Annotated in this window: 13 protein-coding genes and 1 pseudogene; 4 read left to right on the forward strand and 10 right to left on the reverse strand. The window is 74.5% G+C overall.

The window, feature by feature from the left end; translation table 11 throughout:
* Nucleotides 1-97: 97 nt before the first annotated feature.
* The 3 genes and pseudogenes from ACFVXK_RS19145 to recA form a co-directional block, all read right to left on the reverse strand.
* The gene (locus ACFVXK_RS19145) at nt 98-2,626 is read right to left on the reverse strand and encodes an FtsX-like permease family protein (RefSeq protein WP_389613136.1); all 2,529 of its coding nucleotides are present in this window, start codon (nt 2,624-2,626) and stop codon (nt 98-100) included.
* A gap of 87 nt (nt 2,627-2,713) precedes the next feature.
* A pseudogene (gene recX / locus ACFVXK_RS19150) lies at nt 2,714-3,376 on the reverse strand (recombination regulator RecX); the annotation flags it as partial.
* Nucleotides 3,286-4,395: a recombinase RecA gene (gene recA / locus ACFVXK_RS19155; RefSeq protein ID WP_389613138.1), complete on the reverse strand. Its 1,110-nt coding sequence runs from the start codon at nt 4,393-4,395 to the stop codon at nt 3,286-3,288. The gene recA and the pseudogene recX, both read right to left, overlap by 91 nt.
* Nucleotides 4,396-4,728: 333 nt before the next feature.
* Between recA and ACFVXK_RS19160 the strand changes: the two genes are divergently transcribed.
* Nucleotides 4,729-5,193: an SRPBCC family protein gene (locus ACFVXK_RS19160; RefSeq protein WP_389613140.1), complete on the forward strand. Its 465-nt coding sequence runs from the start codon at nt 4,729-4,731 to the stop codon at nt 5,191-5,193.
* A 92-nt stretch (nt 5,194-5,285) separates the two neighbouring features.
* Here ACFVXK_RS19160 and ACFVXK_RS19165 read toward each other — a convergent pair whose 3' ends face one another.
* Entirely contained in the window at nt 5,286-6,116 is an 831-nt protein-coding gene (locus ACFVXK_RS19165; protein WP_389613141.1) for a serine protease, read from the reverse strand.
* A 300-nt stretch (nt 6,117-6,416) separates the two neighbouring features.
* Here ACFVXK_RS19165 and ACFVXK_RS19170 point away from each other — a divergent pair, with 300 nt between their 5' ends.
* Nucleotides 6,417-6,842 (forward strand): hypothetical protein, encoded by a 426-nt coding sequence (locus tag ACFVXK_RS19170; RefSeq protein WP_389613143.1) that lies wholly within the window; start codon nt 6,417-6,419, stop codon nt 6,840-6,842.
* A 109-nt stretch (nt 6,843-6,951) separates the two neighbouring features.
* The gene (locus tag ACFVXK_RS19175) at nt 6,952-7,710 is read left to right on the forward strand and encodes a Clp protease N-terminal domain-containing protein (RefSeq protein ID WP_389613145.1); all 759 of its coding nucleotides are present in this window, start codon (nt 6,952-6,954) and stop codon (nt 7,708-7,710) included.
* On the opposite strand, the gene ACFVXK_RS19180 is transcribed toward ACFVXK_RS19175, so the two are convergent.
* Both ACFVXK_RS19180 and ACFVXK_RS19185 read right to left on the reverse strand, forming a co-directional pair.
* Nucleotides 7,661-8,764, reverse strand: a complete 1,104-nt coding sequence (locus tag ACFVXK_RS19180; RefSeq protein ID WP_389613183.1) for an AI-2E family transporter — start codon at nt 8,762-8,764, stop codon at nt 7,661-7,663. The two genes, ACFVXK_RS19175 and ACFVXK_RS19180, sit on opposite strands and share 50 nt — an antisense overlap.
* Before the next feature lie 256 nt (nt 8,765-9,020).
* On the reverse strand, nt 9,021-9,215 hold the full coding sequence (locus tag ACFVXK_RS19185) for a DUF3046 domain-containing protein (RefSeq protein WP_389613146.1): 195 nt from the start codon (nt 9,213-9,215) through the stop codon (nt 9,021-9,023).
* 81 nt (nt 9,216-9,296) lie between these two features.
* Here ACFVXK_RS19185 and ACFVXK_RS19190 point away from each other — a divergent pair, with 81 nt between their 5' ends.
* Nucleotides 9,297-10,229 carry a hypothetical protein gene (locus ACFVXK_RS19190; RefSeq protein WP_389613148.1) on the forward strand — a complete coding sequence of 311 codons (933 nt, stop codon included), beginning with the start codon at nt 9,297-9,299 and terminating at the stop codon, nt 10,227-10,229.
* Between the two features lie 16 nt (nt 10,230-10,245).
* Here ACFVXK_RS19190 and ACFVXK_RS19195 read toward each other — a convergent pair whose 3' ends face one another.
* The 4 genes from ACFVXK_RS19195 to ACFVXK_RS19210 form a co-directional block, all read right to left on the reverse strand.
* Complete coding sequence (locus ACFVXK_RS19195; protein WP_389613150.1) at nt 10,246-10,554, reverse strand: AzlD domain-containing protein; 309 nt, start codon at nt 10,552-10,554, stop codon at nt 10,246-10,248.
* Complete coding sequence (locus ACFVXK_RS19200) at nt 10,551-11,264, reverse strand: AzlC family ABC transporter permease (protein WP_389613153.1); 714 nt, start codon at nt 11,262-11,264, stop codon at nt 10,551-10,553. Before ACFVXK_RS19200 ends, ACFVXK_RS19195 begins: the two co-directional genes overlap by 4 nt.
* A 70-nt stretch (nt 11,265-11,334) precedes the next feature.
* A complete protein-coding gene (locus ACFVXK_RS19205) occupies nt 11,335-12,591 on the reverse strand; it encodes a DUF2716 domain-containing protein (protein WP_389613155.1) in 1,257 nt (418 codons plus the stop codon).
* A gap of 9 nt (nt 12,592-12,600) precedes the next feature.
* Nucleotides 12,601-13,440, reverse strand: a complete 840-nt coding sequence (locus tag ACFVXK_RS19210; RefSeq protein WP_389613156.1) for an AraC family transcriptional regulator — start codon at nt 13,438-13,440, stop codon at nt 12,601-12,603.
* Nucleotides 13,441-13,515: the final 75 nt, after the last annotated feature.

Consider the following 13,515-nt stretch of genomic DNA (forward strand, 5'->3'; position numbering starts at 1 on the left):
GGGCACCTCCCAGCGGTAGCTGGGGGAGGAACGGAGGAAGGGCGGGGCGGGGAGACGGCTCCGCGCAGCGGCACCGCCCCCACCCCCCTCCACCCGCTCAGGACGACGTCGCCACGTCCACCGGACGGAGCCGCAGGGCCAGCCGGCCCGGGAGGGCGACGGCCGGGAGGGCCAGGAGGGCGGCCGCACCGGCCACCCCCGCCCACACCACCGGCAGGACCACCGGGGCGGCAGCCCCCGTCATCCCGACGCTGAAGGCCGTCAGCACCGCCGCCGCGATCCCCGACCCCAGCACCACCCCCATCAGCAGCACCCCCACCGCCTCGGCGCGCAGCATCCGCAGCACCTGCCGCCGCTGCGCCCCCGCCAGCCTCAGCAGCGCGAACTCCCGGAACCGCTCGGCCGTGGACATGGCCAGGGTGTTGACCGCCGCGATCGCGGTGAAGGCGAGGACCAGGCCCATCGCCAGCAGGTTGAGCTCCGCCCCGGCGGCGTCCCGCCGCTCCCGCACCGCGTCGGCCTCCGCCGCCGACAGCACCGGGACGCCCGCGACGGACGCGAGCCGCTCCCGGCCGACCCCCGGCTCCGCCGCCACCAGCACGCTGCTCGCCAGCGGGTTGTCCACGTGCGCCGCGACCAGCGCGTGCGGCAGCGTCACGTCCCCGAAGCCCAGCCCGCGCGCGTAGACGGCGGATACGGTCACCGTCACCGGGGTCCCGTCGCCGAGTGTCAGCCTCAGCGGGCTGCCGGGGCGCAGCCCCAGCTGTTCGGCGGCGAGTTCGCTGACCGCCGCCCGGCCCTCGCCGAAGCCGTCGAGGCTGCCGCCGGTGACGCCGGGGTCCCAGGTGCGGGTGAGCCCGGCCGGGGTCACGCCCTGCGCGGCGTACTTGGCCAGGCCGACGCGTACGGAGGTGTGGACGATCTCGGTGACGGCCGTGACTCCGGGGGTGCGGCGGACCCGGTCGGCCGCCTCCGCGCCGACTCCCGGTCCCTGCGCGGCCAGCACCCACGGGGCCCGTACGCCCTCGCGGGCCTGCGCCCGGCCCGCGTCGCCGAGGGTGGGGGTGACGAAGAGGACGGTGCACGTCATCCCGACCAGCAGGGTGAGCGGGGTGACGGCGGACGCCATGCGGGTGGCGTTGCCGCGCAGGTTGGCGGTGGCCAGGCGGCCGCCGGGGCCGGTGAGGGACAGCGGTCCGGCGAGCAGCGCGGCCGCGCCCCGCACCAGCAGCGGACCGAGCAGCGAAACGGCGCCGGCCAGCACGACCACGGCCAGGAAGGTGACCGGCGTGGACGCCGGTTCGGTGCGCAGCGAGCCGAGTACGACGACCAGCACGGCCCCGCCGGCCAGCAGGAGCAGTCCGGCCACGGTGCGGGCCCAGGCGGGGCGCGCCCGCTCGACGGCGGCTTCGGCCAGGGCCTCGGCGGGGCGGATCCGGGCGACGCGCCGCCCGGTGATCCGGGCGGCGGCCCAGCCCCCGAGCAGGCTCGCCGCGACGGCCGCGATCATCGGGAGGATCCCGGCGGTGCGTTCCAGGGTGGCCGGGACGGCCCCGGTGGCGACGAAGCGGCCGTACAGCCAGGCGGCGAGCGGCAGCCCCGCGAGGGCTCCGGCGATCCCGGCGGCCAGGCCGACGAGCAGGGCCTCGCGGCCGAGCATCCCGCGCAGCTGCCGGGGGGTGGCGGCGATGGCCCGCAGCAGGGCGAGTTCGCGGTGGCGCTGCTGGACGGAGAGGGCGAAGGTGCCGGCGACCACGAGGACCGCGACGAGGAGGGAGGTGCCGCCCATCGCGCCGCCCATGGAGACCAGCCTGGTGCGCGCGCCGGCCGCGTCGAGGAACTCGACCGGGCCGCGGTCGTCGCCGGTGGAGACCCGTGCGGTGGTGCCTTCGAGGGCCCGTGCCACCCGGGCGGCGAGCTGCTCGGCGTTCACCCCGGCGCCGGGCAGGACACCGATGGCCGAGACCCGGCCGGGGCGGGCGGCGAGCCGTGCGGCTTCGGCGTCGGAGAAGAAGAGGGCGCTCTGGTGGCCGAGGCCGCCGGCGGCGGTGCGGGCCACGCCGCTGACGGTGTAGGTCTTCGGATCGCCGGTGGACTGCACGGCGAGCCGGGCCCCGGGCGCGAGGCCGGCCCGGGCGGCCAGGTCGCGGTCGATGACGACCTCGTCGGCGTTCCCGGGGGCACGGCCTTCGGCGAGGGTGAAGGGGGTGAGCGCGGCGGAGGTCCAGGCGTGCCCGTACGAGGGCTTCGCCGTGCCCGCGGCCCCGGTCAGCGGGACGGCCTGGAAGGTGAGCTCGGGGACGGCCCGTCCGACCCCGGGGACGGAGCGGACGGTGTCCACGGCGGAGGCCGGCAGCCAGGCCCGTTCGGCGACGGGCTTGGCCTTGTGCTTCGTCTTGGTCTTGCCCTTCTTCTCCGTGACCGTGGTCTCGTGGACGTTCTGGTCGGCGGAGACGAGGACCGGCGCGCCCGCGTAGCGCTCGGTGGCGATCCTCCCCCGGAGTCCGGTCTCCAGGAGGGTGCCGCAGGCGGTGATCAGGGCCGCCGCGCACAGCAGGGCGACGAAGGCTCCGAGGAAACCGGCTTTGCGGTGGCGGACGGTCCGAAGGGCGTAACGCAGCATCATGCGGTCAACTCTGTCGGCGGGAGCCCCTCCCGGCACTGGAGTGCCCCGGCCTCCCCGCCGGGGGGCTACCCCCACCCCCCGCGGGGGTCAGTCCCCGGGGTACCCCAGGTCGTCGGCGTCCTCGCCCTCCGTCTCCAGGGCGCGGCGCACCACCCGCAGGGCCATGCCCTCCGGGTACCCCTTGCGCGCGAGCATCCCGGCCAGGCGGCGGATCCGCTTGTCGCGGTCCAGCCCCCGGGTGGAGCGGAGCTTGCGCTCCACGAGCTCCCGGGCGGTCTGCTCCTCCTGCTCGGAGTCCAGCTGTTCCAGCGCCTCCTGGACGAGGGTGGTGTGCACCCCCTTGGTCCGCAGCTCCTGCGCGAGCGCCCGGCGGGCCAGGCCCCGGCCGCGGTGGCGGGACTCGACCCAGGCCCCGGCGAAGGCGGCGTCGTCGATGAGGCCCACTTCCTCGTACCGGGAGAGGACCGCCTCGGAGACCTCCTCGGGGATGCCCCGCTTCGCCAGGGCGTCCGCGAGCTGCCGCCGGGTGCGCGGCATCCCGGTGAGCAGGCGCAGGCAGATCGCCCGCGCCTGCTCCTCGGGACTCTGGGGCGGCAGTTCCTGGCGGCCCTCCCGGCCGCCCCTCGCCCTGCCGCCCCTCTCCTGCTCTTCCCGCACGGTCAGCTCTTGGCCACGGCGGCCTTGGCCGCCGGCTTGGCCTTCGAGGCCGGGGCGGGCACGGAGGCATCGGCCGACGCGGTGGCCTCGGCCGCCTCGTCGCCCTCGGCGACCTTGCGCACGCCGACGCCCAGCTTCTCCTTGATCTTCCGCTCGATCTCGTTGGCGAGGTCGGGGTTGTCCTTCAGGAAGTTGCGGGCGTTCTCCTTGCCCTGGCCGAGCTGGTCGCCCTCGTACGTGTACCAGGCGCCGGCCTTGCGGATGAAGCCGTGCTCCACGCCCATGTCGATCAGGCCGCCCTCGCGGCTGATGCCCTGGCCGTAGAGGATGTCGAACTCGGCCTGCTTGAAGGGGGGCGCGACCTTGTTCTTCACGACCTTGCAGCGGGTGCGGTTGCCGACCGCCTCCGTGCCGTCCTTGAGGGTCTCGATGCGGCGGATGTCGATGCGCACGGAGGCGTAGAACTTCAGCGCGCGGCCACCGGTCGTGGTCTCCGGGGAGCCGAACATCACGCCGATCTTCTCGCGGAGCTGGTTGATGAAGATCGCGGTGGTCTTGGACTGGTTCAGCGCACCCGTGATCTTACGGAGCGCCTGGCTCATCAGACGGGCCTGGAGGCCGACGTGCGAGTCGCCCATCTCGCCCTCGATCTCCGCCTTCGGCACGAGCGCCGCGACGGAGTCGATGACGATCAGGTCGAGGGCGCCGGAGCGGACCAGCATGTCGACGATCTCGAGGGCCTGCTCACCGGTGTCCGGCTGGGACAGGATCAGGTTGTCGGTGTCGACGCCGAGGGCCTTGGCGTACTCGGGGTCGAGCGCGTGCTCCGCGTCCACGAAGGCGACGGTGCCGCCGGCCTTCTGCGCGTTGGCCACGGCGTGCAGCGTGAGGGTCGTCTTACCGGAGGACTCCGGGCCGTAGATCTCGACCACACGGCCGCGCGGCAGACCGCCGACGCCGAGGGCGATGTCCAGCGCGGTCGACCCGGTGGGGATGACCTCGATGGGGTCGTTCGGCTTGTCGCCGAGGCGCATGACCGCACCCTTGCCGAATTGCCGTTCAATCTGTGCGAGCGCGGCGTCGAGAGCCTTCTCGCGGTCGGTGCCTGCCATGGGTTCCACCCGGTTTGCTTGAGTCGATCGCTTCACGCCATTGACGCTAACGCCTGCCACTGACAATGCGCTTCCACGCCCGGTTCGGCTGTGGATAACTCATCAGAATGGATGTTCGATTTCCCTGTCAAGCCGGCCACGCCGCACCCCGCAACCCCTGCACACCGAAGGCGGAACGCCCCCACCGCCCCCGGCCAGGGCTTCCCCGGGGACCAACGACGGGACCGGCCGCAGGGCCCCGGCATGTGGCGCGCGTCACATCCACCGCTTGTCACGCCCGGCCTCCCCCGGCTGTCCCCACTGCAGGAGCACCCGACCGAGAGGGAGACCGCCATGGAGACCGTGACCGTCGAGCGCGTCATCGCCGCACCCGTCCAGGACGTGTTCGACTGGCTCACCACGACCACCCACTACGAGGCGTCGCCCCTGGTCCTGCGCTGCCGCCTGACCCGGCGCGGCGCCGGGGCGCCCTACGGGGTCGGCGCCGTCCGCCGCCACCTCTGGACCGTCGGCTGGTTCGAGGAGCGCATCACCGGCTACGACCCGCCGTACGCCACCGAGTACACGGTCACGCGGAGCCTGCCGCCGTCCCGGCACGAGCTCGGCCGGATGACCTTCACCGAGGTCGACGGCGGCACCCTCGTCCGGTGGACCACCCGCGCGGAGGTCCGCGTCCCCTTCCTGGGCCCCGGGCCCACCCGCCGGCTCACCCGGCTGCTCGTCCACCCCCTGGTCACCCGGGCCTTCAACAGCATCCTCGACGCCGCCGCGACCGCCCTCACCCCGCCGGCGCGGTGAGGGGAACGCACCGCGGCCCCGCCGCGCACCGGGAGGCCGGTGGCGGCGGGGCCGCGGGGGTCCGCCGGAGCGGGGTTACGGCTTGGGCGGAGTTACGGCTTGGGCAGGGTGCAGCCGGGGCGGCTGAGGTCGACCTGGTTCCCGGCGCCGATGCACGGGACCAGGATGTAGGTCTGCTGGGCGTAGTTGATGCCCTGGCGGACCGTGACGTTGCCCGCCTGGTCCACCTCGCACGGGTTGTTGTCCGTGCAGCGCTGGCCGTCCTCGTTGCCGGTGTTGTTGACGGCGACGACCTTTCCGGTCGTCGTGTCGATCACCGGAGAGCCGGAGGTGCCGCCGATGGTGTTGCAGGAGGAGGTGTAGCGGACCGAGTCCTTCCAGGTCCACTCCCCCTCCTTGAGGCGGTACGCGAACCCGTCGACGCTGCAGCTGTACGTCCGCTTCCAGTAGCCGGACACCACCTTGATGGAGGAGCCCTGCGCGGGGCGGGCGTCGTCGAGGGTGAGCGCGGCGATGCCGTACTTGCTCTGGATCTGCGCGTACGTCTGGGTCAGCTGGTAGAGCGAGACGTCCGTGTCCGTCATCGTGCCGTACGCGACCTTGCTCGCACGCAGGGTCGCGACCTTCGAGCCCGAGGCGTTGAGCAGGGAGAAGCTGCGGCTGGACGCGCGGTTGACGAGGACCTCGCCGGGCCCGGGGAAGCCGGTCTCCAGGCAGTGGCCGTTCGAGAGGACGAGCGCGGGGTCGTTCGGCTGCGAGCCGGGCGTGCGGACGACGGAGCCGGAGCAGTTGCTGAGCGCGACGGTGCCCGCGTAGGTGACCGCGGCGGCCCGCTGGGGCGCGGGGGCCTGGGCCACGGCCGGAGTTGCCGCCGCTCCGGTCAGGAGCAGGGACAACACGGCGCCGGCGAGAGGCTTGTTCATGTGGGGGTTCCCCTCTGGTGACGAATGCGACCGAAGATCCTTCGGTTGACATGTGCACTGCATTCTTGGTGCCAGCGGGATCAACGCACAATAGGGCAAGGCGAGTTGGGGACCAGGGTGGCCGAAAGTCCCCGGCAGCAAACGGAATCAACTATTCCAACACCCCGCGAGGCGGGCGGGAGAGCCCAATTCAGGGCGCATGACCCACACCCCCGGGCTGGCGCGAAACCCTCGGCACATGGCCGGTACTCTGCGGTGCCCCCGACGACGGGGGCCGTGAATTTCCGCTCAGGAGGACCCATGGCCGTCAAGAAGGCCACGATCCAGCAGCAGGTGGCCGAAGCCCTCGCCCAGGCCAACCCCGCCGACCGCCCCATCGTCACGATCCAGGCCATCGCCGGCCCGAGCGTGTGGCTGATGAGCATGCTCGGCCTCATCGGCCAGGCGTTCCTCAGCTACTACTTCGTCACCGTGACCGAGCAGGCCGTGGTGCTCCACCGGGCGAGCCGGATGAGCAACCGCCCGCAGGAGATCGTCTTCGCGATACCGCCCCACGAGGCCGTCGGCACCATCACGGAGGTCAAGCGCAACGCCATCTGGAGCTCGTTCCGCATGCAGCTCCCCGGCCAGGCGACCCCGACGCGCATGAACGTGCACCGCATCTGGCGGAACGAGATGGACCAGCTGCTCGGCCTGCTGACCGGCCAGAACCAGCCGGCCGCCTGACGGCGGGACGTACGGCGGCGGGTGGAGGGGACACGTCCCCAGCCCCCTCCACCCCCGAACTGACAACCCATGGTTGACACCACCTAGGTGTCAACCTAGGGTTGCACCTATGACGAACCCTTCAGTGGAACCCGTCCGGATCACCAACCCCGTCCGCCTCGACGACCTGATCGAGGCCATCAAGAACTCCCACGCCGACACCCTGGAACAGCTCAGCGGCGCCGTCGTCGCGGCCGAGCACCTCGGTGACGTGGCGGACCACCTCATCGGCCACTTCGTCGACCAGGCCCGCCGCTCCGGCGCCTCCTGGACCGACATCGGCCGCAGCATGGGGGTCACCCGCCAGGCCGCCCAGAAGCGCTTCGTCCCCAAGGCCGACAAGGAGGGCGACCCCGGCCTCGACCCCGAAGCGGGCTTCGCCCGGTTCACCCCGCGCGCCCGCAACGTCGTCATCGCCTCGCAGAACGAGGCCCGTGCCGCGGAGAACGCCGAGATCCGCACCGAGCACCTGGCGCTGGGCCTGCTGGCCGAGCCCGACGGCCTCGCCGGACTCGTCCTCGCCTCCCAGGGCGTCTCGGCGGATGCCCTCCGGGCCGCAGCGACCGCCACCCTGCCCCCGGCGTCGCCGGAGATGCCCGCGCTCGTGCCCTTCGACGCCAACGCCAAGAAGGTCCTGGAGCTCACCTTCCGCGAGGCCCTGCGCCTGGGCCACGGCTACGTGGGCACCGAGCACGTCCTGCTCGCCCTGCTGGAACTGGAGAACGGCGAGGGCACGCTCAGCGGACTCGGCCTCGACAAGGCCGCCGTCGAGTCGTCCGTCACCGAAGCCCTGGCAGCCGTACTCGGCGCGGACGGGCAGCAGCAGTAGGGTCCCCGCCGCCGTCGCCGGCCTCGCCCGCCACCTCGTACCGCTTCACGTAGGCGCCGAGGAAGGCCTGCAGGGTGGCCACGGCCGGGATCGCGATGAGCGCCCCGACCGCACCCAGCAGTGCGGTGCCGGCGATGACGGAGCCGAAGGCCACCGCGGGGTGGATGTCCACCGTCCTGGCGGTCAGCTTCGGCTGGAGCACGTAGTTCTCGAACTGCTGGTAGACCACCACGAACCCCAGCACGTACACCGCGTACCAGGGGTCGACGGTGAAGGCGATCAGCGTGGGCAGCGCACCCGCCAGGTAGGTGCCGATCGTGGGGATGAACTGGGAGACCAGGCCCACCCACACCGCGAGCGCGGGCGCGTAGGGCACCCCCAGCACCGCGAAGACCACGTAGTGCGCGACACCGGAGACCAGCGCCATCAGCCCGCGCGAGTACAGGTACCCGCCGGTCTTCGCGACGGCGATCTCCCAGGCGCGCAGCACCTCCGACTGCTTCGCGGGCGGCAGCACGGAGCACAGCGCGCGCCGCAGCCTCGGCCCGTCGGCGGCGAAGTAGAAGGAGAACAGGCCGACCGTCAGCAGCCGGAACAGCCCGCCGAGCACAGTGGCGGACACGTCGAGCACCCCGCTGGCGCTGTTCTGCACGTACTTCTGGAGCCAGTCGGAGTGCACCAGGCTGTCCTGGATCTCCAGCCGGGACAGCTCCGTGTGGAAGGTGCGGTTGATCCAGTCGATCACCGTGTCGAGGTAGTGGGGGAAGCCCTCCACCATGTCGACGATCTGCCCGGCGAGCATCGAGCCGAGCAGTGCGAGGAACCCGGCGCCCGCGACGAACACGCCGAGGAACACCAGGAAGGTGGCGAGCCCGCGGCGCATGCCGCGGGCCGCCATCCTGGCCACGGCGGGTTCGACGGCGAGCGCCAGGAAGAACGCGATCAGGATGTTGACGAGCAGCCCGATCAGCTGGTGGAAGGCCCAGCTGCCGAGCTGGAAGCACGCGACGAGCGCCAGTACGAGGAGCACCGCGCGCGGCAGCCAGCGCGGCATCCGTTCCTGTCCCCGGGCCGGGCCCGTACCCGATGACGGGCCCTCGGGCCCGCCGCCCGGACCGCCTGCGGCCCGCGCCGGGGCGGGGTCCTCCGCGGGGGCCGGGATGTCGGCCGCCACGGGGCCTGCGGGGACCGACCGGTCCTGCGGCGGGTCCTGCGGGTCTTCGGGCCGGCTGGTCGTCTCGTCTGTCACTGCCACGCGGACCAGTCTGTCCCACCGGCCGCGCGGACCACGAAACGAGTCCCGGCCGGTGTCAGCGCAGGGAGGCGGGCACGTCCATCGCCGCGCACACCGCGCGCCACACGTCCTTCGTCTCCCAGCCCGACTCCAGCGCCTGGTGCACCGTGCGCCCGCCGAGCTCGGACATGACGTGGTCCCGCGCGAAGGATTCGGCGTAGGCCGCGCCGAAGTGCTCCGCCATCCGCTCCCAGAAAATCGTCAACCGCATGCCCCCAGTATCCCGCCCCGGAGAGTGCACCCTCCCCGTTGCCGCCCTCGGGCGCCGGGCGCGCGCCCTACGGTGGCTCGCATGCCTGGAGACGAAGCTTCCGCGCCGGCCCCCGCGGCCGCGCCGGCCCGCGCCGAGCAGTTCATCTGGCTCACGGCCCGGGTGCTGGAGCAGCACCGGTTCGCCTACCACTTCCTCGGCGGTGACGCCGACCCGGTCGACACCGCCCTCGGCTCCTACCTGGGCGGGGACGGCGGCTACGGCCACGGCCTGGACCCCGATCTGCGCGGTCCGCTCAGCCAGCCCCTGCACACCGCGCACGCCCTGCGGATCCTCGACGCCCTCGGCCGGTGCGCGGGGCGGCGCATCGAGCGGCTCTGCCGCCACCTGACCCGGATCTCCACCCCGGAGGGCGCGCTCCCGCTGGCCGTCCCGGCGCCGCGCGGGCATCCCGCCGCGCCGTGGCTGCCGGTGGAGGAGGACCCGCCGGGCGAGCTGGTGACCACGGGCCCGGTCGTGGGGGTGCTGCACCGCAACCGGATCTGGGACGCCTGGCTGTTCCGGGCCACGGAGTTCTGCTGGGAGCGGGTGGAGAACCTGCGCCACCCGCACCCGTACGAGGTCCAGGGCGCGGTGGCCTTCCTCGACGGGGTCCCCGAGCGGGCCCGGGCGGCGGCGGCCGCGGACCGGCTGGGCCGGCTGGTGCGCGAGCGGCGCCTGGTGGTGCTCGACCCGGCCCGGCGCGAGGAGTACCCGCTCTCCCCCGGCTACGCACCGGGCGAGCGGCTGTTCCCGTACGACTACGCGCGGCGGCCGGAGTCACTGGCCCGGGGCTGGTTCACCGACGAGGAGATGCGGCGTTCGCTGGACTTCCTCGCGGCGGAGCAGCAGCCCGACGGCGGCTGGCCGGTCCGCCGCCGGGCCTGGGCCCCGGGGAGCACCCTGGAGCGGAGGCCGATCGTCACCATCGAGGCCCTGCTGACGCTGCGGGCGTACGGGTGGGCGCCGGCGTAGGCCGGTGGGCCCGGGTTCAGCCGCCGAGGGCGCGTACCCCGGCGGTGACCACCACCGCGGCGGCGACCACCACCAGGAAGGGGGCGCGCAGCAGCAGCGCGACGGCGGCGGCCGCCAGCCCGGCGGCCCGGGCGTCGAGCACGAGGTCGTGGCCGGTGCTGAAGGTCTGCTGGGCGGTGAGCGCCGCGAGCAGCGCGACCGGCAGCAGGGCGGAGAGCCTGCGCACGGCCGGCCGCTCCAGGGCCCCGGCGGGTACGAGGAGTCCGGCGAGCTTGACGGCGTAGCATCCGGCGACGATCAGGCCGATGGCGATCCAGACGTTCACGAGGTGCGTCCCTTCAGCCACAGCACGGCGGGGGCGGCCAGCGCGGCGATCAGTACGGGCACCCCGGCGGGCAGGACGGGCAGGAAGCCCAGCCCCAGGACGAGGGCGAGGCCGGCGACGGCCCGTTCGGTGGTGCTCTTGAGCATGGGGGCGAGGAGGGCGAGGAAGACGGCGGGACCGGCGGCGTCCAGCCCCCAGGCGGCGGTGTCCCCGATGGCCTCGGCGCCGAGCGCGCCGAGCAGGGTGGTGAGGTTCCACAGCAGGTACAGGCTGAGGCCGGTGACGGTGAACCCGAGCCGGGCCGACCTGCGGTCGGGCTGGGCGAGGGCCACGGCGGTGGTCTCGTCGATGACCCAGTGCGCGGCGAGGGGCCGGACGGCCCCGGGCAGGGCGAGCAGCTGGGACAGCCGCAGCCCGTAGAAGGCGTTGCGGGTGCCGAGGAAGAAGGCCCCGGCGGCGGCGGTGAACGGGTTCCCGCCCGCGGCGAGCGCTCCGACCAGGGCGAACTGCGAGGCGCCCGTGAAGACGAGGAGGCTCAGCACGCAGGCCTGGAGCACGCTGATCCCGGCTCCGGCGGCGGTCACCCCGAACGCGAACCCCGACAGCCCGACGGCCACCCCCACGCCGAGCGCGTCCCGCACGACGGCGGCCCGCGGCCGCCCTCCGACCCCGTCGGGGGTCTCTTGTATGACCAGCTGTTCTGTTCCCACCCGGCGAAGGTAGGGGTACGGGCCGGTCCGGGTCTTGTACGTTCTTGCGCGCGCGGCCCTGCCCGGCCCGTCAGTCCCGGCGGCGCACCGGATCGCCGAGCAGCCGGGTCAGCCGGGCCTCGGCGGCGGCGAGGAGCGGGGTCCCGAACACGGTCAGGGTGTGCTCCCACGGGTGGCCGAAGGTGCCGAAGCGCAGGCCCGGCTCGACGTAGAGGTGGAAGTCGCCGTCGGGGTAGGCCCAGCCGGGCCAGGGCGGCTGCCCGGGGCGGCCGGCCCGGTGCGGGTCGAAGTCGTGGCAGGGGTGCTGCCAGTCCAGCCAGTACAGCCGCCGGCCCGGTTCGGTGGCGGCGGTCAGCGCGCGCCGCACGGCGTGTTCCAGCGGGCGGGTGTGCTCCTCGACGGGGTCGCCGAGCCGCCAGGTGGCGGACGGGGCGGGCGGGTCGAAGCCGGGCATGTCCACGACCTTGGTGCGGAAGCCGAACTCCTGCCGCAGCCGCTCCCACAGGGCGTGCTGCGCGGCCCCGCCGAGCCCCAGCACCGGACGGCTGGTAGCGGCCGGGCCGCCCTCGGGGGCGAGGGTGTGGGTGCGTACGGTCGCCACCTCCGTGAAGCCCGCCGCGAGCAGGGCCGTGCGCAGCTCCCCGGAGGCCTCGGCGCAGCAGTGGCGGGCGCCCTCGTACCGGTACGCCGCCCCGAGCCCGCGCCAGCTGCGGACCAGGTCGGCGGCGGCCGCGGGGGAGGTCAGGCCGCCGACGGCCAGGACGTCCGCGCCGGGCACCGCCCGCGCCCAGCCGGCGGCGACGGGCCGGCCGTCCTCCAGGACCACGGCGGCGTCGCCGAGGCCGTAGCACCAGGCGCCGTCGGCCTCCAGCTCGGCGAGCGGCCCGGGGTGCGGGCCGCTCGCGGCCGCCAGCTCCCGCAGCGGGGGCCACCAGGCGGGATCGGCCTCCAGGGTGCCCAGGGAGCGCACGTCGGCGGGCTGGGCCGCGGGCGCCGCGAGCGCGTCGAGGTCGGCCATCAGCACGGACCGCTGCGGCCCGGGCGCGAACCCGGCCGCCGCGAGCGCTTCGGCGAGTCCGGCGGGGTCGTGGCCGTGGACCTTCCAGTGGGCGCCCTCGCGGCGCGCGGCGAAGGCCTCCGCCTGGCGCCGCACCACCGCGGCCGTCGGGGGCTCCGCCAGGGGCGGGTGGTCGACGGTGCCGTGGGTGCCGTAGTGGGTGCGCACCAGCGGCCCGTCCCGCCGCACGACCGCGCCGACCGGCGGCCGCTCGGGGACCCGGCCCCGCACCTGTGTGTCGTACAGCTCCCGCAGCCCCCTGGTGTCCATGGGCGGAGTCTAGGTCGCGCGCCCCCGCCGGTAGGCGCCCGGCGGGACGCCGACGATGCGGGTGAAGTGGCGGTTGAGGTGCGGCTGGTCGGTGAAGCCGACGGCGACGGCCACCTCCGCCGGGGTGCCGCCCGCGTCCAGCAGTCGGCGCGCCCGCCGCACCCGCGCGTCGGTGAGCCAGGTGTGCGGCGGCATCCCGTACCGCTCCCGGAACGCCCGCAGCAGGGCGAACGGGCTGGTCCCCAGCTCGGCCGCGAGCCGCTCCAGCGACGGCGGCTCGGCCATCCGCTCCTCCAGTACGGCCCGCGCCCGCTCGGCGTCGCTTCCCCCCGCGCCCGGCACCGCGCGGGCGGGCAGCGGGGCGGCGTACCGGCCGAGCATCCGGGCCACGACGGCCCGCAACAGGGTGTCGGCGGCCAGGGCGTTGCCGGCCTCGGCGGCCCGGTGCACCTCGGTGATCAGCTTCGCGCCCCGGGCGTCGAGGACCATCTCGGTGGTGAAGCCGGGGGTGCCGCGCAGGGTGCCGGTCTCGGCGGCGACCTCGGTGATCAGCTCCCGGGAGGGGTAGAGCGTGGAGTACGCCCAGCCCTCGGGCTCCCCGGCGCGGGCGGTGTGCGGGACCTCGGGGTTGATCAGGACCACGCTGCCCGGACCGGCGCGCAGGGTGCCGCCGGGCATGCCGATCTCCTCGATGCCGCCGGTGACGGCCGCGATGACGTACCCGTCGTGGGCGTGGCGCGGGAAGGTGTGGCGGACGTAGTGGGCGCGCAGCAGGTCCAGTCCGGGCAGCTGCGGGTAGCGCCAGTGCCGGGCCCACTCCCGGCCCCCCGCGTCATCTTCCTTCCCCATCCCCTCATTCTGCGCTCCCGCGCCACCGTGCGTTCGCCCAGGTCCGGCCGGTTGTCAGTGGCCGGGTGCACGATG

Origin of the sequence: Streptomyces sp. NPDC058157, from assembly GCF_042884105.1 — a bacterium.
In the GTDB taxonomy this organism is placed as follows: Bacteria; Actinomycetota; Actinomycetes; order Streptomycetales; family Streptomycetaceae; genus Streptomyces.

What these genes read in the sequence shown, in the direction of transcription:
- ACFVXK_RS19145 (WP_389613136.1), bottom strand. Translation starts at nt 2,626, where the DNA reads ATGATGCTGCGTTACGCCCTTCGGACCGTCCGCCACCGCAAAGCCGGT.
- ACFVXK_RS19185 (WP_389613146.1), bottom strand. Translation starts at nt 9,215, where the DNA reads ATGCGGTTGACGATTTTCTGGGAGCGGATGGCGGAGCACTTCGGCGCG.
- ACFVXK_RS19165 (WP_389613141.1), bottom strand. Translation starts at nt 6,116, where the DNA reads ATGAACAAGCCTCTCGCCGGCGCCGTGTTGTCCCTGCTCCTGACCGGA.
- recA (WP_389613138.1), bottom strand. Translation starts at nt 4,395, where the DNA reads ATGGCAGGCACCGACCGCGAGAAGGCTCTCGACGCCGCGCTCGCACAG.
- ACFVXK_RS19170 (WP_389613143.1), top strand. Translation starts at nt 6,417, where the DNA reads ATGGCCGTCAAGAAGGCCACGATCCAGCAGCAGGTGGCCGAAGCCCTC.
- ACFVXK_RS19175 (WP_389613145.1), top strand. Translation starts at nt 6,952, where the DNA reads ATGACGAACCCTTCAGTGGAACCCGTCCGGATCACCAACCCCGTCCGC.
- ACFVXK_RS19205 (WP_389613155.1), bottom strand. Translation starts at nt 12,591, where the DNA reads ATGGACACCAGGGGGCTGCGGGAGCTGTACGACACACAGGTGCGGGGC.
- ACFVXK_RS19190 (WP_389613148.1), top strand. Translation starts at nt 9,297, where the DNA reads ATGCCTGGAGACGAAGCTTCCGCGCCGGCCCCCGCGGCCGCGCCGGCC.
- ACFVXK_RS19180 (WP_389613183.1), bottom strand. Translation starts at nt 8,764, where the DNA reads ATGCCGCGCTGGCTGCCGCGCGCGGTGCTCCTCGTACTGGCGCTCGTC.
- ACFVXK_RS19210 (WP_389613156.1), bottom strand. Translation starts at nt 13,440, where the DNA reads ATGGGGAAGGAAGATGACGCGGGGGGCCGGGAGTGGGCCCGGCACTGG.
- ACFVXK_RS19160 (WP_389613140.1), top strand. Translation starts at nt 4,729, where the DNA reads ATGGAGACCGTGACCGTCGAGCGCGTCATCGCCGCACCCGTCCAGGAC.